Origin of the sequence: Lysinibacillus sp. FW12, assembly GCF_050817245.1 — a bacterium.
Lineage (GTDB): Bacteria > Bacillota > Bacilli > Bacillales_A > Planococcaceae > Lysinibacillus > Lysinibacillus irui.
The window spans coordinates 790,100-815,116 of sequence record NZ_CP139094.1 but is presented as its reverse complement, the minus strand read 5'-3'; the positions used below and the strand labels follow the sequence as shown (position 1 = coordinate 815,116).

Below are 25,017 nucleotides of genomic sequence, written 5' to 3'. Positions count from 1 at the left end.
TTTTATGTGCACTTCCTTCTATAATGTAAAGAAACTAAAAAAATATTAGACAGAAAGGACATCTTTATGAAATTAGGTGCCCGTGTATTTAAAACTGGTGTTGCTATCGTTTTTGCCCTGTTTATTGCAGAGTTATTAAAACTACCTTCACCTGTTTTTGCTGGAATTGCAGCCATTTTTGCGATTCAGCCTTCTATTTATCGTTCTTATCAAACCATTGTAGAGCAAGTACAAGCAAATATTATAGGAGCGACAATTGCCGTCATTTTCGGCTTACTTTTTGGCCATCATGTTGTAGCCATTGGTATAGCTGTCATAATTGCTATTGGTTTAATGTTAAAGTTTAAACTTGAAAAATCACTTTCGCTGGCATTGGTGTCAGTCGTAGCTATTATGGAGTTTCAAGGCGATGACTTTTTAACGTTTGGTTTAATACGCTTTGTGACAATCTTGGTTGGGGTGTTGGCAGCATTTGTTGTAAACCTATTTTTCCTACCACCAAAATACGAGGTAAAACTATTCCGCAAAATCTATATTTTACAGGATGATATTATTCGTTGGACACGACTTGCTGTACGTCAGGCTTCTGAACATACCTCTACAAAGGCAGCATTAAGTAAATTTAAAAGTCGTATGTTACGAGTTGATACATTGTACGATTTATATAAGGAAGAACGAAATTACTTAAAAAATAAAAAGTATGTGAAAGCACGTAAACTAGTGGTCTATCGTCAAATGATTTTAACTTCCAAAAAAAGTTTAGAACTGCTTCAGCGGTTGCATAACCATGAAAATGAACTAGCTCAGCTACCTACACAATTTCACTTAATGATTCAAGAGCGACTTGATTCCTTGTTAACTTACCATGAGCAATTACTCTTAAAATATACAGGGAAACTTAAGCCTGAGCATTCAGAGTGGAGCAAAAGCATTGACTATGTCCAACGTAATGAGCTAATGGAAATTTTCATCAAGCAAATTAACTTTGCTCGCGAAGAGGGCGATACAGAATTTTCTAGCTATCATTTACTTTATATTTTATCGCGCATATTAGATTATGAAGAAAATCTAGAACATCTAGACACGCTTATCGTGTCTTACCAAAGCTACCATGGACATGAAATTAATGTAGAATTTGAAGAAGAGTTCATCTAGTTAGCATTTTAGGGTGGTAGATTATTTTATTCAGCGGGTTTTGAACACCCGCTGAAAACCTCGCCCTCTAGAAAAAGAAATCTGTTGTATTTACATACAAAAAATCCCCAAGTAGTAATCTACTTAGAGGAAGTGAATTAATGCCGCAATGTTAACAGTTGTTGCTCTGCTTGCTGACGCTTAATGGTTTGCTCATCACGTAAATGCTGATATTTTGCAATACCTGAAACAATAATATCCCACATTTCTTCTAGGCTCTGCGTTGTGCTAGATTGTTGAGCCATAGCAGTACTTAATTGAACCGCTTCCTTGCTGGCTCCCCCAAATTGCTTCATACGGTCTTCAAAGGCAGATGCTGATTGACTTTGTAATTGTTGACGTCTTTCATTAACTGCATTCATCAAACCCATTTTAAAAACAGGAATGGTTTTAACAAAAGCCCCATTAATTTGTTCAATCAACTCACTGTTACCATTTCGCAGCATGTCAATTTGAGGGGCAGTTAAAATGGCCACCATACGCGACTTTTCCAACTCGTCTATTTTCTGCTGGAGTAACTCGGCAATAGCTTGCAAACGATTCAGCTCCATTTTTGCTACCTGATTGCCTGCCTCTCCCTGTTTTTCATACATAGGGATTAATGTTGTTTGTACTTCATGTAATTTCATATCTGTTGCTACGATATATTTTTCCAGCTCTAGATAGTACGTTAAATCTTCATTATATAATCGTGCAAGTATTCGATTATCCTTAGCTAATTCTTCTTCCATAAGCACAAATTGATAATGAATTTTCTCAATATCTCTACCAAGTACATTGTATTTTTCAAATAGATCGTCATCATTTTTAGGTTTACGTGCAAAGAGCTTTTTAAAGAACCCTCTTTGCTCAGCAAAATCTTTTTTGTCAAATGACAACATTAAAGTTTCAAGCTGCTTAAATAATGTATTTGATTCAAAAGAGGCAGAGCGGGTAACGATATCTAATAGTTGATCAGAGAACTTTGCTAATTTTGTCGCTGGTTCTTTTCCCAATGCCATTAGCTCTACCTGGTTTTTTATATTGATTTGATTGGCAATTTGCTGTATCTCTACATGGTCTCTTAATTGTTCTTTAACGGCTGCTGCTGTTTCAGGTGTTAGCTGTTCCAGCGATAACGAGATATTTGACATTTGTGCTGCCTCCTTCCTATCATCAGAAAAAACGATTAAAGAGCTTTTTGATGATTTTGTCGGGTGCCTTTTTTTGCTGCTTAGGTTCCTCATAGTGCAAGTCAAACAGCATATGTTCTAAACGATGTACATCGTAAGTATCATCTTGCAAATGCTTTTCTAAGTCTAACTGTCCTGTTGGATTATATAAGATAATATCCATACCAAAGCGATTTAAAAATGCTAATAATGCAATATCTTCACGCGATAATGCTGGTTGTTGAGGCGCCTGGAATAACACGATTTTTGGTACCTCTTGTGAATAATCAAAGCCTTGCAGTAACCGTAAGATATCTTGAGGAATCATCGTTAGTTGTTTAAATATAAATAACTGTAAATCATATAACGTTTCATTTGGCTGTTGTTTTAACATTGGTTGTTCACATGACGTTTTTATTGTGTGGGCAATTGCATGCTGTAGCTCGAATGTTAATTCACCATATTGCCACCAATCGCTTTGCATAATGCGCTCTACAGATAGTTCACCATTCACGAGACAATGCTTATAGTGAAAATGAAAATTGGCCCTGCTCGTAGTTGTAAAAGGGAAGTCCTGTACAAAAACAGTTTGTGGACTTGCTAGTAACTGATGCATATAATGCCAATACTCTTCTCGTTTACTCGAAACCCCACTTATTTTTGCAAAGATGACTGGAATGACTACCTCGTTGCCAATTACCTCAAATTGTGGTCGAACCAATGCTTTTTCTTTAGCATAAATAAAAATATCATCATATGTCATCCGTAATGTTAATGACCGTGGCATAAAATCCTTAAACTGCCAAGGCTTATAAACACCTGATTGCTGATCATGCATTAATTGCTCGAAATGCTGACTAGAACGATAACCTACAGTTGACTGGCGATCACGGAGCTTGTCAGGAAATGGCTGTAAAGTTGTTTGGTTGGGATATGAGTATGTGATGGAAAACGACTCTGTAGGATCAATTTCAGCGAACTCATCTATTTTAGCTGGATGAAAAATTAATACATCACATCCAAGCTCCATTAAAAGTAATAAAAAATAACGTTGGCTGACCGTTGTGTCCCCATACCAAACAACTTTTGGAAAATTATCTGTTGGATTCATTGTTTTTGTCCATTGAATCCAATGATTTTTTAACCATTTCACCATATCAATTAAAAAACGGCGAAATTCATTTGATAGCAGACCTAGTGATTGTTGTTCTTGAAAGAGCTCCACAACTTTAATAGTTGCTAGCTGTAAATGTCGATTCATTACGCTATCATCATGTTTGGGAATTAACTGATGGCCATACATCATCGCCACTAAACGGTTAATTGATAGCCCTTTTGGCGTTTGTTGATGCTGCGATAAAATGTTTTGTATAGCCTGAAAATCCTTTTGCTCAATATGCTTATTTAATTCTTCACTTAAAATATGGATCTGAGGGTTTTGTGACAATGTAAATAATGAATTAAAATAATCATCTTCTTCGATTGGTACGCCTAATACACGAACCGCAATCCTGCTAAAACTCACTTGCTGTGCTGTTTCCTCATAAAATGCACGATCCCTTGGTGAATCTTGAAACGCCTGTAGCCAATCATCAGGGTGACGCTCCAACACTGATTTAATTGTGATTGTTTGCATACAAACGCACCTCCTCAAAATCATCCTCAGCATATGCTGAGGATTTCAATTGTCATAGGACGACTCTACCTTATGACTACAAAAAATATTTGAATAACCTATACAACGGTTTGGTGTGAAGCTATTTGCAAGACCATTTCTAGCAAGTCCTTTGTAAATGCTTCACCGTTGTGAGCCGAGTAAGTTGTATTTTGTAGAATTTTTGGCTGTTTATCCTTTAAATCTCCGTGGTTCGGTGTAAAAGCTACATCAGCTATTGCCAGCATTCCATAATCCATAATAGAGTCACCCGCTGCTATATGCACATCGTATGTACAGAATTCTTTTATATATTCGATAGCCGCTTCCTTTGTCAGTACCTTTGGCATAAAATACAGTTTTTTACCTTGTAGAAGAACATACCAACCATGAGCATCAAACTCTTGAATTATAGCTTGTAATTCATCGTGGGGTAAAACTTCAATATCCACATGATGGACGTAAAAAAGATCATCTATATACAAAGTACGTTGTAGCCATGTTTCAGATTGAATGGTATAAAAATGCTTTAACATATCCTCACGAGGAATAGAGGAATCCTCGATACGTCTGCTTAAGATTTTCGTCCATTTTTCATATGGCTGACCCTTTTCTAATATTGTACCCCCATTGCTTGCAATTGCAAAAGTAGGACACAAATCATTAATAAAATGGATTCTCTTATATTGATGTAACGCCCTAGTCGTAACAGGTACAAAGAGTGTTTGTTGATGTACCTGATGTAATAGTGTTGCGGTTGCCTGCGTCATCATACTCATTGCTTCCTCAGCTTTGTGTTCAACTACCAATGTCTCTGTAGCAGGTGGAAACAGTTTCATCATATGTTTAGAATAAATAAGTGTTCTATCTAAATCCGATGTAAATAGTATCATCTTAATCTCCTCTATATTTCTTTTATTAAACCACAACATGCATAGGACATATTAGAATATTCTTCTATTACTATATGTTTTTCTTGGGCAAGAAATAAAATATGTTGCAGTTCATCCATGTACCGCGGATTAATTAAAATTTTCCAAGGTAAACGTCGCAGCAAAACTCTTGTCGTCTCACCAACACCCGGTTTGATAAAATGAATATTATCAATACAAAAATCTCGTTGAATATTTTGCACAGACTTCATGCCCTCCCAAGTAATTGGAGATTCGTCCTGCTTTTGTAATTGTTGCATAATTGTACTCTGCACCTGTTCAAAGCATGTGACAATACGTTCTATGTACAGATTGGAGACGTCTAGATCCTCTAATTCTTTATAGTATTTAGCACCATGAAAGTCGTTCGCATCCATAAATTGTCGATTTAAAACCGTTCTACTCACCAATCCCGATACAGTCGAATTTAAACAAGCAGATGGTATTAAAAAGTCTTCTCGAGTACCATAAATGGCTGCACAATGCCCAGGATCGGCCAATACAGCTAAATTGGCATTCAATTGCCCTTGGTATTGCGCATTAAATTTTTGACAGGATTGAATTAATTCATTGGTAATTGCCCCTTTACCAGTCCAACCATCGATAAATTGAAGACAGCCGAGAGGATGCTGTGTCAAAATGAAACGAATGGCTGTTTCATCAAAACCGCGACCGCGCAAAATAGAGATGGAGTAATGCGGAACATTCACCCTATAACGCATAGATATATAGCGTTTGATTAAAATGCCGATAGGTGTACCTGCTCGGGCTAAACTAACAAGAATTAAATTGTCTAACCCCCTACTTTCGATTATTTGCTCTGCCACTACGCCAACAGCAATTGCAATTCTTTCTGCATAAGCGTCTAACGTTTTATAAAAAAGATTCATATACGTATCGGATGGTTGCTTCTCTATTGGTAGCATTTCTGAATAATGTGTGCCTGATTGAATAAGCTGCTCACGTTTCTCATTATCCATTTCAAGAAATACATTTCCTATATCACGCAATAAAAAAGTAACGTCCTCTGGCGCATAGCTGCCCATTTTATCTAGCTGTAAAGTCGATATCATCATTCAACCTCCTATTCATGCATACAAATCACATATATTGTAGCGCTACTAACTTCTTGTAGTGCCTTTACCATACGGGCAACTACCTCTTTACTTGCTATACGTTCCACCACAACAAAAAGTTCCGTGTAGGACTGACTTTCAACATTATATAAATAATTTTGAACCCCATTATTTTCTGGACTCTCAAAGGCAATTTTTTCTGTAATCACATACCCAACATCATCCGAGCAATAAATTGGACTGCGCGTGGTTGATTGAAAATATACATCGTTCCCTAAGTAAGAGGCAATTTGCATAGGAACATACATAAACTCACCTGTTCCAATGACAAGTGCTGGTCCATCTGTACGTAGCCCTTTTAATTGCTGGGCGATTGCTTGTAGCATTTCCTTTTGTTGAACATGTTGTTTTGAAGTAAGCATAAATCTTCCTGTTGCTACTAAATAAGGTTGTTTGTTTACTAAACCGTTCTCTGCAACTGATTGGAAAGTTTTGCGATCAGCAGACACTTGAATTGGCCACAATGTCATATCCTGTGCACTCTGTGTTTGTACGCTTGGCTGTATGCTTGTTAAGCTGGGAGTCCCTGAACAACTAAAATGTCCACACATGATTGCGATGAACTCAATAGAAATATCCCACTGATCCTCTAAATTTTTAAAGAGCATTTGCTGCTGCTCGGAACGCCAATCTAAAATAGATAACACAGCATATTGCCTAACTAACGGAAATTTCTTTCTTAACGTTTGAATAATGTTAATGACCGTATTACCAGTAGTAATCTCATCATCAATTAACACGATGCGTTTAGCTTGCAGTAAAGCTTCAGGATCTTCCGTATAAATTCTATGGCTTGTCGCATGTGAGTGTTCTTCCTCAAATGTAATAAATGGCTCTAAATCAGGAAGAACTTCACGTGTTGTGTGGATGTACATAGCGTTTGAATGGAACGCATTAAATACTGCATGTCCTAGGGCAGTAGCCGTCTCAGCAAATCCTATAAACAATGTTTCTTGTGCTAACTCTATGCTGCCCTCAACGGAATTTTGAACCTCATCGAACCTATTCCCATCTTTTAAAGCTTTTACAACGGCATCCGAAGTCATTGCTTTATCTCCAGTAAGATTCTCATGATACATCAAGGCTAAAAGAGCTCCAGTCAGTAAAGGGACTTGTGGGCGTACAGCTAAATGTTTACCTAGAACGGTGCTTACAAACAAAAATTGCCTTTTCTTATTAATACGGGCTGCCATTTTAAATAAATCAGTTAGTTCAAATTGGTGCGGATTGGAGGTAATTTCAATATCGATTGAATAATCCGGTAAAATACTTAATTTACTCATTTGTTGTTGCATAAATACTACCACCTATATCAGAGTTTAATAAGAGGGAGGCAAAATCAACGGATTCATGATATACGCCATAGACATGTGCCTGTTTTACTATTCGCTGTGCCCATCTCATATGTGGTTTGATTTCATTCATTTTATTAGCATGATGGCTTTTCATCACACCTTTACGGCCATCATTATTTTCTATAATACTTAGCGCATCTAGATATTCTTCAAAGGAAATCGCATATAATGCATGCACGACTCGAATATGACTAGGATGAATAATCGTTTTACCCACAATGCCATTTTGTTTGTCCATGAGAACTTCTTTCATTAATCCATCTAAACAATCGTCTAATAATGCTTTCCTCGTATCAAGTGCACCCTTCTCGCTAAATGGTGTTTCTCTTAATGCAGGCTTTAATACACGCTGATTACTAAAATACTCCCACACTGGCCCAGATATAACAAAGCCATCTTCCTCGCGACCAAGGATATTAACAATATCTGCAATACAATCTCGAATTACACTAATATCATAAATAGTAGAGTCCATGCGGCGGCGAATACCGTAAATACCACAGAAATCAGTTGCACCAATACGTACATTTAATACACGGTTTCTGTATTGATGTAGAACTTCTTTAATGCCTAATAATGCTTCCATGCGAGATTCCTTATAGAGGACCTCATGACTCTCTAAAATCGGCATACCATATAAAACTAAATCATTCTCTAAAATTGTTTGTTCTAGAATTTCAAAATAACAGGCGCCTTTTGCTGCTGTAAATTTCGGGAAAACATAGCCAGTTAGGATTTCTTGCTTTTTTCCTAAAGCAGTCGTTAAATAACGAAATTGTTCAACATGACGTACACGAATAAAAAGCAATGGAAGATCTTCAAGTAGTAGTTGTTTTTGTTGGTAGAGCTCGTATAACTCGCTCATATCCTCAATCAACTTTGCTTCACAATCTACTAATTCTATATCCCCTACTGCATCCTCCAGATCAATAACGAGTGATGTGAGTTCTTTATATTTTTGTGATTGAATCAAACTCACAATTGTAGGCATGGAAGCAGGCATATATAAAGTAGCGCCTAGGGCATATGACAAAATATCTGGCGATTCCCATTTTGTAAAAGGCTGTGGCTTCTTATAAAAAATAGTCTCTGCTTCTGTTGCAAAGTGTTGCATCGTATCCTCTCCCCAATAACTATGCCTTTTGTGAAAAAAGCACTGTATCAGCCTGTTTCATACAGACCAATACAGTGCCTTGTTTACACTGCTGTTTTCTTATTCATCTTGTGTGCAACAAATGTCAATAAGAATGCAGCAATTAATAAAGAAAAATTTCATTTGAAAGATGGTGCCAAATATAGTAGCAATTTTCAGTGCAATACGATAAGGCTTCAAGATACAGAATCTGTAAAACTGGTCACCTCACAGTTCTTCACATCACCCAAGACCCTTCAGCGTATACCTACCCTACTCTTTACTGTAGGCCATATGCGTTGATTAATGCTGCTAGTCCACCTTGATAGCCTGAGCCTACTGCAGCAAATTTCCACTCACCGTTATGACGGTACAGCTCACAAAAAACTACAGCCGTTTCAATACTAAAATCTTCGCCTAAATCATAACGTAATACCTCAGATCCAGTCTCTTCATTCGTCAAACGAACATAGGCATTTAAGACTTGTCCAAAGTTTTGATGGCGCCCCTCTGCATCATAAATGGTAACCGTCACCACAATCTTTTCAATTTGAGGAGACACTTGCTTTAGGTTCACAAGGATTTTCTCATCATCCCCATCACCTTCACCTGTCCGGTTATCACCAGTATGAACAACAGATTGGTCTGCACTTGCTAAATTATTGTAAAAGATAAAGTCCTGCTCATTACGACACTTGCCTGATGCATCTAATAAAAATACAGATGCATCAAGGTCAAAGTCTTGCCCACCATCGAATTGCTTAACGTCCCAGCCCAAGCCAATTCCGATGCTGTTTAAACCAGGATCTTGCTTTGTTAAATCAATTCGTTGCCCTTTACTTAATTGAATAGCCATTCAAAATCTCCCTTTCTGTCCAAAGATGAAATTTTAGTTTACGCTCAAGCCATAGTCATTACATAAAGCAGCTAGGCCACCCTGATAGCCAGCACCAATTGCGTTAAATTTCCATTCACCGTTATGACGATATAATTCACCGACTACAATAGCTGTTTCAATACTGAAATCCTCACCTAAATCATAGCGAATAATTTCTTCATTGGATGCAGCATTTATAATACGAATATAGGCATTCGATACCATTCCAAAGTTTTGACTGCGAGATTCCGCATCATGAATAGTTACCGTGAATGCTAGACGTTGAACATGAGCAGGAACTTGAGTTAATGCGACTTTCACCACTTCATCGTCACCTTCACCGACACCTGTTAAATTATCACCTGAATGCTCTACTGAACCGTTTCCACCAATTGTATTGTTGTAAAAAATAAAGTCATTTTGATCTGCTACTTTCCCTGTATCAGCAAGTAAAAATACAGATGAGTCTAAATCAAAATCATGACCACCATCATATTTATTTGTATCCCAGCCTAATCCTACCACAACATTTGTTAATCCTGGATTTGTTTTTGTTAAATCTACCTTTTGACCTTTTTGTAGTGAAATGCCCATATTTTTATTCCTCCTATTTAGTCATTTATTTATTGATATCTTCGAACAACGTCGCCAAGTTTCAAATCATTTGTTCCCGTACCAACTGCAGCAAATTTCCATTCATTATTATGGCGGTAAATCTCCCCACAGACTAACGTCGTTAAATTCGAATAATTATCAGTTAAATTATAACGAATTAGCTCACTTCCTGTCCTGTCATCATACACACGAATATATGCATTTTGAATCATACCAAAGTGTTGGTTACGCCCTGCTGCATCGTAAATGTTTACAACAAACACAAGCTTGTTATATTGAGTTGGCACAGACGATAGCTCAATTGTAATTACCTCATCATCCCCATCGCCGTCACCTGTTAAATTATCACCTGAATGTTGAACAGAGCCGCATTTACTTGTTAATTTTCCAAAATAAACAACATCGTCTCCCGCAATAACCTTATCATCTTGCAGCATTAATACAGATGCATCACAGTCAACGCTTCGTCCACTACCGCTATTTCTACTAGAAAATAAACCGCCTAAAAAGCCGCCGCTTTTCTCTTGCCCTACAGGGTCCCAGCCTAAGCCTACTTTAATTTTATTTAAACCAGCATTTCCTTTTGTTAAATCAACACGTTGCCCTTTTTGTAAATTAATCCCCAATTTTAACACCCTCCTAAAATATGTATTTCAACTGAAAGATTATATGGTAAGCAATAATCTACTATGATAAAAATTTTCTACTTTTTAAGTCTAAATTAACATGACAAAAAATTCAATTAATGGCTCCAGAAAGATAATTTCACTTATTTTTGAAAAGCCGTTTGGTCCACTACTATAATTTAGAACGTTTTTGCTGTAAAAGAGTTCCTATTTACCCCTTTGTTCATGTTTGCCAAGTAGCTGAAAAAAAACCTTCTAACTTGTAGAAGGTGTCATGTATTAACTAGCTTTTCATTTTTGGATCAAGTGCATCTCGTAGTCCATCACCCATTAGGTTAAAGCCTAGAACTGTTAGCATAATAGCTAAACCAGGGAAAATCATTGTCCAAGGAGCATTTAATAAATACTTCCGCGCATCGGCTAGCATTTTTCCCCATTCTGGTGCTGGAGCTTGAGCCCCTAGTCCAAGGAAACCTAACGCTGCCGCTTCAATAATAGCTGTCGCAATAGCAAGCGTTCCTTGTACTATAATAGGTGTCATGGAGTTCGGCAAAATATGTGAAAATAATATTCTTGAATCCCGCATGCCAATTGCTTTTGCTGATACGATATACTCCTCTTCCTTGACACTCAACACTTTTGAGCGTATTAAACGACCAAAATTAGGTATGTTAATAATTGCAATAGCAATTAATGCATTTTGTAAGGATGGTCCAAGCACTGACACGACAGCAATCGCTAATAGCATACTAGGGAAAGCTAGCATAATATCAAAAATACGTGAAATAACTGTATCAATCCATTTTCCATAATAACCTGCAATAATTCCAAGCAAACTACCAACAATTACGGATAAAACTACTGAAAAAAAGCCTACCCATAACGAAATTCGTGCACCATGAATGATTCTAGAGAAAATATCCCGCCCAAAATCATCCGTACCAAACCAATGTTCACTTGTTGGTGCCAATAAACGTTTTGATAAATCTTGTTCATTTATCCCCTGTGGCGCCAAATATGGGCCTAAAATAGCAAGTAAAATAAAAAATAGTACAATTCCTGCACCTACTAAAGACACTTTGCTCTTTTTAAAGCTTCGCCAGCCTTCAAGCCATGGGCCTACTGCCTTTTCTTGAACAGGTGCTGCTTCTTTTTTTATGTCAATTGCTCCAGTCATCATTGCAACTCCCTTCTATTTGTATTTAATACGTGGATCAATCACTGTATACAACAAGTCCACGATTAAGTTAATCATGATGAAAATAAATGCAACGATTAGGATACCTGATTGAATGACCGGATAATCCCTGAAGCCAATCGCATCATAAATATAACGACCAATGCCTGGCCAACTAAAAATCGTCTCTGTTAAAATGGCACCGCCTAACAGTAATCCTGTTTGTAAACCGATTACCGTTAATACAGGAATAACAGCATTTTTTAATGCATGCTTATAAACCACAATAAACATTTTTTGTCCTTTAGCTCGTGCGGTGCGTACATAATCTGAACGCATCACTTCAAGCATGGATGCCCTTGTGATTCTTGCAATAATAGCCATCGGAATCGTCGCAAGCGCAACACCTGGTAATATTAATCTCTTTAAAACTTCAATGAATTGATCGAAGCGTCCTTGCATGAGCGTATCTAGTAAATAGAAATGGGTTATGGCGGTTACAGGATTACGAACATCATCTCGACCTGAAGTAGGCAACCAGCCAAGCTGACTACTAAATGTCCACTGCTCCATTAAACCTAGCCAAAATACGGGTACAGATACACCAACTAGTGCCACAACCATAGCAATGTAATCGAACCAAGAATTTTGGAACCAGGCAGAAATAATGCCAGCATTAACACCTATAACAATAGCAATAATCATAGCAAAAAATGCAAGCTCAGCCGTTGCTGCTAGATACGGAAATACTTCCTCTGATACAGGTAATTTTGTACGTAAGGACACCCCTAAATCTCCCTGAAAAATACCTGCTAAATAACTAAAATATTGTGTATACCAAGGCTTATCTAATCCTAAACTTGCGTTTAATGCCTCGACCGCCTCTTTTGTTGCCTGTTGTCCTAAAATAACTTGTGCTGGATTTCCAGGTATTGCACGTATCAACATAAAGACGATAAAAGTCATTCCAAGCAAAACTGGGATTAGTTGAAGTAATCGTCTCCCCATATAGTGAAGCATTTTCATCACCTCTCTATGATTTTCATAATCTACTTTGAAGTCTATATACTGTTGAAAGGTTAAGCTTTCACCAAACGGCTTTAATGTTTAGATGAGATCTTTCATACAGAGTAAAGGATTGGATTTCCTTTACTAGAAAAGAATCTGCTAGAATTCCACGGCTTACCCGCAGAAAAGCAAGCAGATTCTTTACATACCTCTTTATTATTTAAGAATGCAGTTTACTATTGAATATCTATTGCATCTAAACGGTCAGAACCAGTTGGATGCGCAATATAATTTGTAACTTTCTTGTTAGCAGCTAAAATTGGTGTTGAGTGAGCAAGAGGAACCCATGGAGCATCCTCAGAAATAATAACTTGTGCCTGCTTATACAATTCATTACGCTTATCTTCATCAATTTCAGTTTGCGCAGCTGTTAATAACTTGTGTAATTCTTGGTTGTCGTAGAATGTATAGTTATTAGAGCCAATATTATCACCGTCTAATAATGAATAAAGGAAGTTATCTGCATCTCCATTATCACCTGTCCAGCCAAGTAAGAATGCATCCGCTTCACCCTTTTCAGCTTTATCTAAATAAGTTGCCCATTCATATGACACAATTTTAGATTTAATGCCCACATCTTCTAAATTCTTTTGAATCGCTTCAGCAATTTTTTGTCCGTCTGGCATGTATGGACGTGGAACTGGCATTGCCCATAGCTCAATTTCCTTACCATCATAGCCTGCTTCAGCAAGTAATGCTTTCGCTTTTTCAGGATCATACGTATAGCCTGTTACCTCATCGTTATAGCCTGTAATTACCGGTGGCATTGGGTTTTTCGCTGGCTCTGCTAAGCCTTCATAAAATGCATCTACTAAAGCTTGTTTATCAATTGCATAGTTGACTGCCTGACGTACTTTGACATTATCAAATGGAGGACGAGTTACTGTTAAACCAAGATATCCAACGTTCATAGATGGACGTTCAATTAACTGTAGATTTGCATCGCCTTCAATTGTTCCTTTATCAGATGGACTTAAGCCATCAGCTACATCAATATTACCTGCGATTAAATCATTTAAACGTGCAGAGTTTTCAGGTATAGAACGATAAATAACTTTATCTAGTTTTGGATAACCATCAATATAGTAATCTGGATTTTTTTCAATTGTGATAGAATCATTTCGTACCCAGCTAACAAACTTGAATGGACCTGTTCCTACAGGATTTGTTGATAATCCTTCTTCATCTGCCTCAAAGGCTGTTGGAGAAGCAATCGCAAATGGAGACATGGCTAAATTTTTCAGGAACGGTGCTTGTGGTTGGCTTAGTTTAAATACAACTGTATAGTCACCCTCAGCAGTTACTGAGTCAATAATTTGCTTGCCACCAACGACAAATTGAGTACTAAAGTATGGATATTTATCAGTACTTGATTTCCAACGTTCAATATTTTTAACAACTGCCTCGGCATTGAAGTCTGTACCATCATGGAATTTAACACCTTCTTGGAGCTGGAAAGTATACGTCAATCCATCCTCTGATGCCTCCCAAGATTTTGCTAGACCAGGATTAATTGTTACATCTCTCTCACCAAAGTTTACAAGCGTCTCGTAAATATTAGCTGTCACTGTAAAAGATTCACCGTCTGTGACAACAGCAGGGTCTAGTGCTACAGAATCTCCACCACGACCATAAACTAAAATTTTTGGTTCACCACTGCCAGCTGAATCGCCACCAGTTGATGTATCTTTACTACCCGTATCCTTAGTATCTGAGCCGCCACAAGCTGCTAAGATCGTCGAGAGAATAAGGAGTAGCATTACACCCAAGGTCCAAAGCTTCTTTTTCTTCATTGATTTTCCCCCTATGTCGTTTTTATATCATTTAATGTTGGAGCGCCTCATACAGATGGCAAGCAACATAATGACCTGGTTTTACTTCTTGCATTTTAGGCACTACTTGTGAGCATTGTTCCTTTTTAAAAGGACATCTCGTATGGAAGGTACAACCGCTCGGCGGATTTGATGCACTTGGGATATCTCCAGAAATAATAATCTGTTCACGCTCAAATGTAGGATCTGGAACTGGAACTGAAGATAAAAGTGCCTGTGTATATGGATGAAGCGGTTCAGCATACAAGTCCTCACTCGCTGTCAACTCAACTAATTTACCTAAGTACATTACGCCAACACGATTGCTAATGTGACGTACAACCCCTAAATCATGTGATATAAAAATATACGTTAGCTTTAAATCTTTTTGCAGCTTTTGCAATAAATTCAAGACTTGTGCCTGAATGGACACATCTAGCGCCGAGACTGGCTCATCCGCAATAATTAAGCGAGGGTTCGTCATCAATGCTCTAGCAATGCCAATACGCTGCCTTTGCCCTCCACTAAACTGATGCGGATAACGCTTGATATGATATTCATTTAACCCAACAATCTCCAGAAGCTCCAACACTTTTTGTTTTCGCTCTTTGGCATTACCGATGCCATGGACAATAAGTGGCTCCTCTAATATTTTGCCGATATTATGGCGCGGATTTAATGAGGCATAAGGATCCTGAAAGATCATTTGGATATCCCTGCGTGCCTTCCTCATTTCGTTGTTAGATAATTCTGAAATCATTTTACCTGCAAATTCTATTTTACCTTCAGTTGGCTCTAGCAAACGCATTAATAGGCGACCCGTCGTCGATTTGCCACAGCCAGATTCTCCAACAATACCTAATGTCTCTCCTTCAAACACTTCAAACGAAACATCATCTACCGCCTTTACATCTCCTGCATGAGAATTAAGGACACCCTTTCGAATAGGGAAATATTTCTTTAAACCATCAACCTTTAATAACGCTTTCGACACGTTGCTCCACCTCCTGCTCCTCTAGTAAAAAACATCTTGATTTATGGTTCTCTGCTGCCTCAAATAAAGGTGGTGTTTCCTGTAAACAGCGTTCCATCGCATATTCGCAGCGTGCCGCAAAGCGACAACCAACTTGAATACTTCCAGGTTTAGGAACACTGCCAGGGATGGAGTATAGATTATCCTTTTTATAGCGCATATCAGGCACTGATTGAATAAGACCTTGTGTATATGGATGTTTAGGATTCTTAAAAATTTCTTGAATCGGCGCCTCCTCTACAATTTGTCCAGCATACATAACAATCACACGCTCACACGTTTCTGCTACAACACCCAAATCATGTGTAATTAACAATACAGCTGTATTCAATCTTTTATTTAAGTCTTTCATTAGCTGTAAAATTTGTGCCTGAATGGTAACATCCAACGCAGTTGTTGGCTCATCTGCAATTAGTACCTGAGGGTCACAAACCAGTGCCATGGCAATCATCACCCTTTGGCGCATCCCTCCAGATAGCTGATGCGGATAATCTTTTAGTAGGTCCTCTGCTCGTGGTAAACCTACAAGTTTCATAATGTCGATTGCTCTTGAAACCGCTTCCTTTTTCGACCACTTAGGATTATGAATTAATATAGCCTCTTTGAGCTGATCACCGATTGTAAATAAAGGGTTTAGAGAAGTCATCGGTTCTTGGAAAATCATTGCTATGTCTTTACCACGTATTTTTTGCATTTGTTTATCTGTACATTTCGCAAGGTTTTTGCCATCTAGCAATATTTCACCACCTGTAATTTTTCCTGGTGGTGATGGAATTAACCCCATGATGGATAGCGACGTAACACTTTTACCACTTCCCGATTCCCCTACAATCCCTAAAATTTCTCCTTCATGGACAGAAAAATCGATATCGTCTACAGCAGGAATTTCTCCATTATCTGTAAAAAAGGTTGTTTTTAACCCTTTTATTTCTAGTAGCCTTTTCCTCATGTGTAACGCCTCACCCTACCTATATTTTACTTAATTGTATAATAATATTAATAGAATACTATAACTTTCGTTAAATTCCTTATTTTCAGATAATTCTAACTAAAATACTGAACTCTTTCAATCATTAATATTCTGCAAATTACATAGAATTTCTACAATAATCGCCTTCAATAATAATTAAATCTTATAAAGGGATAATTTTTTACATTTATCACAAAAAAATAGCCTTCCATTTATAAATAAATGAAAGACTTTTTTGAAATAATTTCATAATTTGTACGAATTTTAATCCAAATGCTGTACTTGGAATAAATTATAATACGTCCCTTGTTTGTCCATTAACTGCTCATGTGTACCGCTTTCGATTAATTGACCATGATCTATGACAAAAATTTTATCAGCATGGGTAATAGTAGAAAGTCGGTGTGCGATAACAATAGTTGTCCGTTCATGAGCGAGCTGATCTAAGGATTCTTGAATCAATGCTTCACTTTCTAAATCTAAGGCAGAAGTAGCTTCATCCAGAATTAAAATCGGTGGATTTTTTAAAAATACTCGTGCAATAGCAACACGCTGTTTTTGTCCTCCCGATAGCTTTACTCCTCGTTCACCAACCTTTGTGTCATAACCATTAGGCAGACTCATAATAAAGTCATGGGCATTTGCCGCTTTGGCTGCTTCGATGACCTGTTCATCTGTTGCATCTGGGCGACCCATTAAAATATTCTCTTTAACAGAATCACTAAAAAGTATATTATCTTGCAGGACGATCCCAATTTGTGAACGCAACGAATGTAAAGTGACATCTCGTACATCGTATCCATCAATGGTTACTTGACCACTTGTTGTATCGTAAAAACGAGGAATTAAACTGATAATCGTGGATTTACCACCGCCACTCATGCCAACAAAGGCAACAGTCTCTCCAGGATTAATCGTAAAATCAATTGAACTTAAAATAGGTGACCCCGTTTTTTCATATTGGAAGGATACATTGTGAAAGCGAACTTTCCCATTTGCACGTGGTAGTTCACGTGCATGTTCCCTATTTTTCACTTCATAGGGCTCGTCTATTAAATCAAACATCCTATCCATTGAGGCAATTGATTGCGTTAAAGTGGTTGATGAGCTTACAAGTCGTCTCAGTGGACCATATAATCGCTCAATATAAGCAATAAAGGCAACCATCGTACCGACAGAAAGTGAGCCATTTATTACTTGGTAGCCCGCATAGGCTATAACTAGCAATGGCGCAACATCGGTAATAGTATTCACGACTGCAAATGATTTGGCATTCCATTTTGTTTGATCAAGTGCCTTCTCTAAAAATTCCCCATTTGCTGTATCAAATAATTTTTGTTCATGCTTTTCTAACGTAAAGCTTTTAATAATACTCATACCCGCTACACGTTCATGTAAATAGCTTTGTACACCTGCAAGTGCTTGAGAACGTTTACGTGTTAAGTCTCGCAGTTTGCCAAAAAAGTATTTAACACTCAATGCATAAAATGGAAAGGCAACTAACGCCACTAATGTCAGCTTTACATCCATCGTTAGCATGATGACAATGGCAATAACAATTGTCGCAAGATCCAGCCATACATTCATTAAACCTGTCATAACAAAGTTTTTCGTTTGTTCGACATCATTAATGACCCTTGAGATCACATCTCCAGCACGTGTATTGGCATAATATCTTAAACTTAATCGCTGTAAATGTGCATAGATTTCCTTACGAATATCAAACAAAACCTTATTGCTTACGTGTTGTGCAAAATATTGTCGATAATACTCAATTGGTGGACGGATAATAAAGAACACAATAATCGTTCCGCCTAGCCAATAAAACAGCTCTTTCGTTTTTTCTACATCTGTTAAATCTTCTGCTGCAATAATATCGTCTAACACAATCTTAATGAGCAGTGGAATAAATAGAGGAATAGCAAATTTTACTATACCAATGACAATCGTTAAAATAATTTCCCATGTATATGGTTTTACAAAGCGCATATACCGCCTGATACTTCCCAATTTTTTATCACATCCTTACAAAAAGAAACAGACATTCAATGATGATGAATGCCCTAAGTATTATAGCAATATTTTGATTAAAATACAGTTATGTGACTTTATAGCGAACTATTTTATATTCGCTGTTATTACACCTAATTTTCCGAGGACACATACAACATGTGCTGAAATTAACAAAAAAACAGGCAAAAATCATTTACGCCTCTTGATAACCGAGTGTCTTAAATAGAAAAAACGAACTATCTGGAGTCACTACTATAGAGTCTCACAGAATAGTTCGGATTTTCTTTAACAATCATCTGACTGCATATCAAGTTGGAATTTGTAACGATTTGTCCAGACATCGATGAAATCGGGTGCAAATGGTCCTCTTTTTTGTTGAATCCAGCTTATTAATTTATCGACATTGCGCTTTAAAATTTTATCAATGACATCAGGATAAGACATTTCCTTACGATGAAGCTCATATTCATCCTCGTCTAAGAGGGTATAAGACATATCAGGAAAAACTTTAATGTCTAAATCATAGTCGATATATTTAATGGCATTATTATCGAAAACAAATGGTGAGCTTAGATTGCAATAATAATACACTCCGTCTTCTCGTAGCATACAGATGATATTAAACCAGTGTTCCGCATGGAAGTAACAAATAGAAGGCTCTCTCGTTAGCCATGTACGACCATCGGATTCTGTCACAAGTGTCCGTTCATTCGCACCGATCATGATATTCTTCGTACCTTTTAAAACCATCGTTTCTTGCCAAACACGGTGGATACGGCCATTGTGCTTATAACTATGTATTTGTATCGTTTCTCCTTCTACCGGTAATGCCATTTTGAAGCCCACCTTTTCGTCTATGCTACCTAAATCTAGCAGTCTCTAGTATATTATAGCAATGTGTACGCGAAAGGTGTAGTTAGAAAACCACAAATTTCACTACGCTATTTTGAATTCGTATAAAATTTAGTCAATTATAAATGAATTTTATTATAACATCCACTTTGTTGATATTTTTTAGTTTTTTCACCAACTATTCTACTTCTAAAGGCACGCCTATATTCACTTCTTTCCTCAATAAGAAAGGGGCTGTCTTATTCATCTTTTCGGATTTCAGACAGCCCCTTAGAGGTAAATGCATTATGCAATTACAAAGTGTTATTCACCTAAATCTTGGTTAGTTTTCGAGAAACGACCTGAAGATTGAGCTTTCTTTTGCTCTGCTTTTGCATTTTGCTTTTGCACTTCATTTACGTCCGTTTCAAAACCAAACTCTTCACTTTGACGTTGCATGTTTTTATTCGGTTGGAAATTTTGGTTGTTTTGCTTTTTCATTATTCATTCACCTCCACGCTAATTATTGTGTACGGAGGTGATGACATTTATGCTCATGAATTGATGATTTACAGAAGGATTTATTTCCCTATGATTTGCTTTTTTACTTCTTCCCAAATTTTTAACATAGGAACCGGCATCGGTAATCGTTCTATCTGCTCCGGCGTTAACCAATTGCCCATTGTAGCTGTCTCACATTTCATATAATAGCTATTTAAATGCCATGTTAAATGTGAAAAAACATGTTTAAAAGAAATCAGCTCCTGTTTAGCTTGTCCTTCTAATGGGTATTCCTTTGTAAAGTTTTCAATTGATGATTGACTAGTATCAATCATCGGAAATTGCCATAATTTAGCCAGCAATCCTTCCTCAGGTCGTTGTTCCATTAGAAATTTTCCATTAACATCTTCACATATAAGGACTTCGTACGTGAGATGCTTCATTTTTATTTTCTTTGATTTGACAGGTAACTTTTCTGGTTCGCCCTCATTAAATGCGGTGCAATACTCTCTTACTGGACATAATAAACATTTTGGAGAGGTAGGCGTACAAATGAGTGCCCCCAGTTCCATTAAACCTTGGTTAAAAGAGGAAGCATGATTAGGATCAATTAGCTCTTCGACCGCTACTTCAAAAATTTTCTTCGTTTTTGGCAAGGCTATATCATCATGTATATCAAGCACTCTACTTAAAACACGCATAACATTGCCGTCAACTGCATGTTCAGGCTTATTATAGGCAATACTTAAAATAGCTCCAGCCGTATAGGGGCCAACACCTTTTAATTTCGATATTTCGTGACGATTATCGGGCACAACGCCACCGTAATTTTCTAAAACTTCACGAGCACCTGCTTGTAAATTACGTACACGGGAATAATAACCAAGACCTTCCCAATGCTTCAGTAAATAATCTTGTGGTGCTTCCGCGAGTAAATCTAATGTTGGAAAACTTTCCATAAAACGATTGTAATAAGGAATAACTGTGTCGACACGTGTCTGCTGTAGCATCACTTCCGATACCCAAATTTTATAAGGGTCTGTTGTATGTCTCCACGGTAAGTCGCGTTTCTCAGCGTTAAACCATTCGACTAAAGATTGTCGAAATTCTGTTACATATGGGTAATTCACAGTGACCTCCGATGTTTTTACGATTTAATTTATGATGAAAAGGGTATACAATTAGGAAAAGTACATTCGGGAATAATCGACAAAAATTGTCTTTATTCCAAGACTGAATGTTAGAAATTTCAATATACCTTTTATTATTGAAATAAAGATGTATGCACATTGTACTCGATTTTATTGCATACTAGGAGTGGATATTTTTGGATTCAGGTACACATTTCGTTATGGGTATAGCCCTTGGCGGTCTTGCATTAGCCGACCCTGTAGTAGCCAACCATTCAATGACTTTTACTGCAGTAATGGCAGGTACAATTATTGGCTCACAGGCTCCAGATGTCGACACTGTGCTAAAACTACGTAATAACGCCATCTATATTCGTCATCACCGTGGAATTACACATTCACTACCAGCTGTAGCTATTTGGCCCATTTTAATTACAGTTGTTTTATCGCTTATTTTGCAAGACGTAAATGTGTTTCATTTATGGCTTTGGACATTTTTAGCTGTAGCCCTTCACGTCTTTGTTGATATTTTTAACGCCTATGGTACTCAAGCAATACGACCATTTTCTAGAAAGTGGGTAGCGTTAGGTGTTATAAATACATTTGATCCAATTATTTTTTCCTTACATTGTCTTGGTATTGTGTTATGGGCATTTGGTACAAATCCTGTTTGGACATTTAGCATCATGTATGTCGTCATTGTAGTTTATTATATTTTACGATTTGCTGTTCAAAAAGCTGTAAAAAAAGCTGTGCATCATACCTTACAGGACGAAGAATACGTCATTGTAGCACCTACTATGCGCTTCTTTCATTGGCGAATCGCAGCCAAATCTAAAACACATTACTATGTAGGGCGAGCTTATGGAAGGACAGTTAATATTTACGATAAATTCGAAATTAAGCCTTTACCAAAAACTGCGCTTATCCATGCTGCAATGAAAGACCCTAACTTAGCAGCATTTGTGTCCTTTTCCCCCATGTACCGATGGGAAATCTCAGAGCTTGAAAACGGCTTAACAGAAGTAAGATTAATCGATCTGCGTTACCGTAGCGATAATCGTTATCCTTTCGTGGCCGTTGCACATTTAAATGATAATAATGAAATCATGACGTCCTATACGGGCTGGATTTTCACAGAAGATAAGTTACAGAAAAAACTACAAATCGGTGCAAGTAATTAAGCAGTAAACCCTGACCAATAGTGGTCAGGGTTTTCTTATTGGATCATATCATCACTAGCATCTAATAAATGAGAGTACTTTGGATTGCGTCCTGCAAAGGTATGGAGTTTATCACCATAGCTTGTAATTAATTGGCGTACTAGATTTTCTGTATAATCTGCGCCTCGATAAGCGTATCCTGCTTTGGCAGCTGTTGATTCAAAGTCACTCCATAACAGTTCAACCCAAACACGTGCTCGGCCCACTGACATTTGCGGATTTTTTGCCAGCAACTCAGCTGTCAATTTTTCAATTTTATCTTCCACTTACTTTCCCACCTTTACAGGGGATAGTATAGATACAGGTAATGCTTCTTGATACTTGTTTCCACCTAAACGGTGTCCCCAAGCAAAGCGTCCCTTTAGATAATCTACTTGGAAAAATTCATTATCCGAACCATCAATACGATACATTTCTCCTGGTACAATCGTATCCAGATCTACTAAATAAGCAGCTGCCATTAAGGCTTTGCGTTCATAAACAGCAAACTCATTGATAATTCCTAGCTGCTCAGCCTTACGTGCTTTTTCTTTTAGAAAAGCTATTTCATCACGTAGTTCATGCTCTGACATAGCAGCATAATTTTTTTCGTTCATTCTTCATTCTCCTTCTCTTCTATAAAACGATCTATTACCTCTATAGGAAAACCCTTTTGATAGAGCGCCTGTTTAATTTTCATTTTCAGCTCATAACCAGTATACTTCGATACGTACTTTTTCCAAACTTTTTCGCCTTGAACATCGAGGAGCTGTTGCCAGTTGTCTTCATCTTGTCCAAGCTCTATTTGGTTAAGCACCTCTTCAACAATAGAAAATGCATAACCTTTTCTTAACAGATAGTCTTGGATTTTTGCCTTTACTTGTGTTGGTGTTTTTTTGTTTTCTGAACGAACAATTTTATCGGCTAACTGGCTAGCTAGGTTTAATTGTTCTTCGAAACTATATGTAGCAAGCACCTCATCCTGTAAGTTTTTATCTATGCCTTTTTTGATAAGATCTTGTCTAATCGCTCTTGGCCCTTTTTTCATAGTAGCCTTTTTTGTATCGAGCAATGCCTTTGAGTAATTTTCATCATTGATAAAACCATATGTTTTTAACTTCTGGATTGCCTCTAACACCACTGCTTCTCCAAATTCTAATGCAAGGAGCTTTTTCTTAACCTCATGCTCACTTCGCATTTGATAAGATAAAAAATTTAATCCTTTATTAAATGCCTTACGTATTTCATCCTCATAGGCAATTTCCTGGATTTCAAATTCGTCCAGTACTTTCCCCTTTGTTAAACCAAATTGAATGAGAATAGCTTCATCAACCGGAAAAGCATATTCTTCATTTAAATAAATATTATAGCGCTCAGGATTGTTTTTTTGACGTGCAATTTTTGTAATCATACGCATAGCAAACACCTCACTCTAGTTATTATAGCATTTCTTTTTAAAGGATTTGATAATTGGTATTAGTATTTTGCCTACGTACACTGGTATTCACCTCTCTAATTAGGTAGTTATCTCTGCTTGCATGGGTACTATATATTAGCGGAGATTTTTTGCGCCTCTGACACATACGTTTTCAAACCATACGCTACAGATGTTCACTAATCGGTTACATGGTAAACTTACAAGTAAGCTTTTATTCGAAAAGAGGTGTTGTTATGAAAATCGTTATTGCAGGTGGTACTGGCTTTGTTGGAAAAGCCCTTATAAAGCTATTGCAAGACTATGGTCATAACCTTTTTGTCTTAACACGTCATCAATCAAAAATAGATAATGGCGTTCACTATGTACAATGGCTACAGCCGCACCAGCCTTCTGTAGAGTTATTTGAAGGTGTAGATGTTTTTGTTAATCTTGCAGGTGTTTCTTTAAATAATGGGCGCTGGACGAAAAGACAAAAAAAGGCTATCTATTGGAGCCGAATGAATACGACACTTGAAATAATACGGATAATGGAAATACTTACGAAAAAACCTAAAGTATTTGTTAATGCTAGTGCGGTAGGTATTTATCCGACTTCAACAGAAGCAATCTATGATGAAGATTTTACGGCTTATGCAACTGACTTTTTGGGAACAACCGTCCATGATTGGGAACGCCATGCAAAACGAGCAGAGCGTTTTGGGATTCGGGTTGCTCTCGCACGTTTTGGTGTCATTTTAGGACGAGACAATGGTGCACTCCCACCAATGCTATTACCGTATAAAATGCATGTAGGTGGAACTATTGGCTCCGGTGAACAATGGCTGTCATGGGTACATATCGATGACGTAGCACGTGCCATTTATTTCGCTATAATGAATGAAAGTATCCATGGACCATTTAATGTAACGGCCCCAAATGCTATGAGAATGAAAGATTTTGGACAAACACTCGCAAAGGTCATGGGTAGACGTCATTGGATGCCTGTGCCAGGTTTTGCTATACGTTTAGCTCTCGGTGAACAAAGTAAACTTGTTTTAGAGGGGCAACATGTCCTCCCAACAGTTTTAGAAAAACATCATTTTACATTTCAATATCCTTATTTAACACAAGCACTTGAAGACATATTAAATGCTCGGAAATAGTGGATAATTTCTAGCTTTTTTACGCATCC

24 protein-coding genes are annotated in these 25,017 nt (G+C 37.4%); 3 read left to right on the top strand and 21 right to left on the bottom strand.

Annotation, left to right across the window (positions count from 1 at the left end):
• The first annotated feature begins 66 nt into the window (after positions 1–66).
• Complete coding sequence (locus SJW71_RS04135) at positions 67–1,155, top strand: FUSC family protein (RefSeq protein ID WP_274794490.1); 1,089 nt, start codon at positions 67–69, stop codon at positions 1,153–1,155.
• 137 nt (positions 1,156–1,292) lie between these two features.
• Here the strand turns inward: SJW71_RS04135 and SJW71_RS04130 are convergent, their stop codons facing one another.
• The 18 genes from SJW71_RS04130 to mutY form a co-directional block, all read right to left on the bottom strand.
• Positions 1,293–2,327, bottom strand: coding sequence for a toxic anion resistance protein (locus SJW71_RS04130; protein WP_431811768.1), 1,035 nt, complete (start codon positions 2,325–2,327; stop codon positions 1,293–1,295).
• A 22-nt stretch (positions 2,328–2,349) separates the two neighbouring features.
• Positions 2,350–3,981 (bottom strand): YceG family protein, encoded by a 1,632-nt coding sequence (locus SJW71_RS04125; RefSeq protein WP_431811767.1) that lies wholly within the window; start codon positions 3,979–3,981, stop codon positions 2,350–2,352.
• Positions 3,982–4,079: 98 nt separating this feature from the next.
• On the bottom strand, positions 4,080–4,892 hold the full coding sequence (locus SJW71_RS04120; RefSeq protein WP_431811766.1) for an HAD family hydrolase: 813 nt from the start codon (positions 4,890–4,892) through the stop codon (positions 4,080–4,082).
• A gap of 11 nt (positions 4,893–4,903) precedes the next feature.
• Positions 4,904–6,004 (bottom strand): cysteine protease StiP family protein, encoded by a 1,101-nt coding sequence (locus SJW71_RS04115; protein ID WP_431812189.1) that lies wholly within the window; start codon positions 6,002–6,004, stop codon positions 4,904–4,906.
• Positions 6,005–6,015: 11 nt separating this feature from the next.
• Positions 6,016–7,362, bottom strand: coding sequence for a phosphoribosyltransferase family protein (locus tag SJW71_RS04110; RefSeq protein WP_431811765.1), 1,347 nt, complete (start codon positions 7,360–7,362; stop codon positions 6,016–6,018).
• The gene (locus SJW71_RS04105; RefSeq protein ID WP_274794495.1) at positions 7,343–8,536 is read right to left on the bottom strand and encodes an HpcH/HpaI aldolase/citrate lyase family protein; all 1,194 of its coding nucleotides are present in this window, start codon (positions 8,534–8,536) and stop codon (positions 7,343–7,345) included. Before SJW71_RS04105 ends, SJW71_RS04110 begins: the two co-directional genes overlap by 20 nt.
• A 298-nt stretch (positions 8,537–8,834) precedes the next feature.
• Positions 8,835–9,410 carry a TerD family protein gene (locus SJW71_RS04100; protein ID WP_274794496.1) on the bottom strand — a complete coding sequence of 192 codons (576 nt, stop codon included), beginning with the start codon at positions 9,408–9,410 and terminating at the stop codon, positions 8,835–8,837.
• 33 nt (positions 9,411–9,443) lie between these two features.
• Positions 9,444–10,025 carry a TerD family protein gene (locus SJW71_RS04095; protein WP_274794497.1) on the bottom strand — a complete coding sequence of 194 codons (582 nt, stop codon included), beginning with the start codon at positions 10,023–10,025 and terminating at the stop codon, positions 9,444–9,446.
• Between the two features lie 29 nt (positions 10,026–10,054).
• Complete coding sequence (locus SJW71_RS04090) at positions 10,055–10,672, bottom strand: TerD family protein (protein ID WP_274794498.1); 618 nt, start codon at positions 10,670–10,672, stop codon at positions 10,055–10,057.
• Between the two features lie 283 nt (positions 10,673–10,955).
• On the bottom strand, positions 10,956–11,852 hold the full coding sequence (nikC, locus tag SJW71_RS04085) for a nickel transporter permease (RefSeq protein WP_313470803.1): 897 nt from the start codon (positions 11,850–11,852) through the stop codon (positions 10,956–10,958).
• Between the two features lie 12 nt (positions 11,853–11,864).
• A complete protein-coding gene (locus tag SJW71_RS04080; RefSeq protein ID WP_274794500.1) occupies positions 11,865–12,869 on the bottom strand; it encodes an ABC transporter permease in 1,005 nt (334 codons plus the stop codon).
• Positions 12,870–13,093: 224 nt separating this feature from the next.
• Entirely contained in the window at positions 13,094–14,710 is a 1,617-nt protein-coding gene (locus SJW71_RS04075; RefSeq protein WP_274794501.1) for an ABC transporter substrate-binding protein, read from the bottom strand.
• Positions 14,711–14,741: 31 nt separating this feature from the next.
• Positions 14,742–15,722, bottom strand: coding sequence for an ABC transporter ATP-binding protein (locus SJW71_RS04070; RefSeq protein WP_274794502.1), 981 nt, complete (start codon positions 15,720–15,722; stop codon positions 14,742–14,744).
• Positions 15,697–16,710 (bottom strand): ABC transporter ATP-binding protein, encoded by a 1,014-nt coding sequence (locus SJW71_RS04065; RefSeq protein ID WP_407135584.1) that lies wholly within the window; start codon positions 16,708–16,710, stop codon positions 15,697–15,699. The genes SJW71_RS04070 and SJW71_RS04065 overlap by 26 nt, the downstream gene beginning before the upstream one ends.
• 285 nt (positions 16,711–16,995) lie before the next feature.
• Positions 16,996–18,741 (bottom strand): ABC transporter ATP-binding protein, encoded by a 1,746-nt coding sequence (locus SJW71_RS04060; RefSeq protein ID WP_312507506.1) that lies wholly within the window; start codon positions 18,739–18,741, stop codon positions 16,996–16,998.
• A gap of 288 nt (positions 18,742–19,029) precedes the next feature.
• On the bottom strand, positions 19,030–19,578 hold the full coding sequence (gene ntdP / locus SJW71_RS04055) for a nucleoside tri-diphosphate phosphatase (RefSeq protein ID WP_274794505.1): 549 nt from the start codon (positions 19,576–19,578) through the stop codon (positions 19,030–19,032).
• Positions 19,579–19,899: 321 nt separating this feature from the next.
• On the bottom strand, positions 19,900–20,076 hold the full coding sequence (locus SJW71_RS04050) for a gamma-type small acid-soluble spore protein (protein WP_274794506.1): 177 nt from the start codon (positions 20,074–20,076) through the stop codon (positions 19,900–19,902).
• 80 nt (positions 20,077–20,156) lie between these two features.
• Positions 20,157–21,206, bottom strand: a complete 1,050-nt coding sequence (gene mutY, locus SJW71_RS04045) for an A/G-specific adenine glycosylase (protein ID WP_274794507.1) — start codon at positions 21,204–21,206, stop codon at positions 20,157–20,159.
• 197 nt (positions 21,207–21,403) lie between these two features.
• On the opposite strand from mutY, the gene SJW71_RS04040 reads away from it, so the two are divergent.
• Complete coding sequence (locus SJW71_RS04040; protein WP_274794508.1) at positions 21,404–22,390, top strand: metal-dependent hydrolase; 987 nt, start codon at positions 21,404–21,406, stop codon at positions 22,388–22,390.
• A 35-nt stretch (positions 22,391–22,425) separates the two neighbouring features.
• Here the strand turns inward: SJW71_RS04040 and SJW71_RS04035 are convergent, their stop codons facing one another.
• From SJW71_RS04035 to recX, 3 genes are read right to left on the bottom strand one after another with little or no spacing between them, the layout of a single operon-like run.
• Positions 22,426–22,695, bottom strand: coding sequence for a YfhJ family protein (locus SJW71_RS04035; protein WP_274794509.1), 270 nt, complete (start codon positions 22,693–22,695; stop codon positions 22,426–22,428).
• Positions 22,696–23,025, bottom strand: a complete 330-nt coding sequence (locus SJW71_RS04030; RefSeq protein WP_431811764.1) for a YfhH family protein — start codon at positions 23,023–23,025, stop codon at positions 22,696–22,698.
• The gene (gene recX, locus SJW71_RS04025) at positions 23,022–23,825 is read right to left on the bottom strand and encodes a recombination regulator RecX (protein WP_274794511.1); all 804 of its coding nucleotides are present in this window, start codon (positions 23,823–23,825) and stop codon (positions 23,022–23,024) included. Before recX ends, SJW71_RS04030 begins: the two co-directional genes overlap by 4 nt.
• A gap of 254 nt (positions 23,826–24,079) precedes the next feature.
• Between recX and SJW71_RS04020 the strand changes: the two genes are divergently transcribed.
• The gene (locus SJW71_RS04020; protein WP_274794512.1) at positions 24,080–24,988 is read left to right on the top strand and encodes a TIGR01777 family oxidoreductase; all 909 of its coding nucleotides are present in this window, start codon (positions 24,080–24,082) and stop codon (positions 24,986–24,988) included.
• Positions 24,989–25,017 lie beyond the last annotated feature (29 nt).

What these genes read in the sequence shown, in the direction of transcription:
- SJW71_RS04135 (WP_274794490.1), top strand. Translation starts at nt 67, where the DNA reads ATGAAATTAGGTGCCCGTGTATTTAAAACTGGTGTTGCTATCGTTTTT.
- SJW71_RS04130 (WP_431811768.1), bottom strand. Translation starts at nt 2,327, where the DNA reads ATGTCAAATATCTCGTTATCGCTGGAACAGCTAACACCTGAAACAGCA.
- SJW71_RS04125 (WP_431811767.1), bottom strand. Translation starts at nt 3,981, where the DNA reads ATGCAAACAATCACAATTAAATCAGTGTTGGAGCGTCACCCTGATGAT.
- SJW71_RS04120 (WP_431811766.1), bottom strand. Translation starts at nt 4,892, where the DNA reads ATGATACTATTTACATCGGATTTAGATAGAACACTTATTTATTCTAAA.
- SJW71_RS04115 (WP_431812189.1), bottom strand. Translation starts at nt 6,004, where the DNA reads ATGATATCGACTTTACAGCTAGATAAAATGGGCAGCTATGCGCCAGAG.
- SJW71_RS04110 (WP_431811765.1), bottom strand. Translation starts at nt 7,362, where the DNA reads ATGCAACAACAAATGAGTAAATTAAGTATTTTACCGGATTATTCAATC.
- SJW71_RS04105 (WP_274794495.1), bottom strand. Translation starts at nt 8,536, where the DNA reads ATGCAACACTTTGCAACAGAAGCAGAGACTATTTTTTATAAGAAGCCA.
- SJW71_RS04100 (WP_274794496.1), bottom strand. Translation starts at nt 9,410, where the DNA reads ATGGCTATTCAATTAAGTAAAGGGCAACGAATTGATTTAACAAAGCAA.
- SJW71_RS04095 (WP_274794497.1), bottom strand. Translation starts at nt 10,025, where the DNA reads ATGGGCATTTCACTACAAAAAGGTCAAAAGGTAGATTTAACAAAAACA.
- nikC (WP_313470803.1), bottom strand. Translation starts at nt 11,852, where the DNA reads ATGATGACTGGAGCAATTGACATAAAAAAAGAAGCAGCACCTGTTCAA.
- SJW71_RS04080 (WP_274794500.1), bottom strand. Translation starts at nt 12,869, where the DNA reads ATGCTTCACTATATGGGGAGACGATTACTTCAACTAATCCCAGTTTTG.
- SJW71_RS04075 (WP_274794501.1), bottom strand. Translation starts at nt 14,710, where the DNA reads ATGAAGAAAAAGAAGCTTTGGACCTTGGGTGTAATGCTACTCCTTATT.
- SJW71_RS04065 (WP_407135584.1), bottom strand. Translation starts at nt 16,710, where the DNA reads ATGAGGAAAAGGCTACTAGAAATAAAAGGGTTAAAAACAACCTTTTTT.
- ntdP (WP_274794505.1), bottom strand. Translation starts at nt 19,578, where the DNA reads ATGGCATTACCGGTAGAAGGAGAAACGATACAAATACATAGTTATAAG.
- SJW71_RS04050 (WP_274794506.1), bottom strand. Translation starts at nt 20,076, where the DNA reads ATGAAAAAGCAAAACAACCAAAATTTCCAACCGAATAAAAACATGCAA.
- SJW71_RS04030 (WP_431811764.1), bottom strand. Translation starts at nt 23,025, where the DNA reads ATGAACGAAAAAAATTATGCTGCTATGTCAGAGCATGAACTACGTGAT.
- recX (WP_274794511.1), bottom strand. Translation starts at nt 23,825, where the DNA reads ATGCGTATGATTACAAAAATTGCACGTCAAAAAAACAATCCTGAGCGC.
- SJW71_RS04020 (WP_274794512.1), top strand. Translation starts at nt 24,080, where the DNA reads ATGAAAATCGTTATTGCAGGTGGTACTGGCTTTGTTGGAAAAGCCCTT.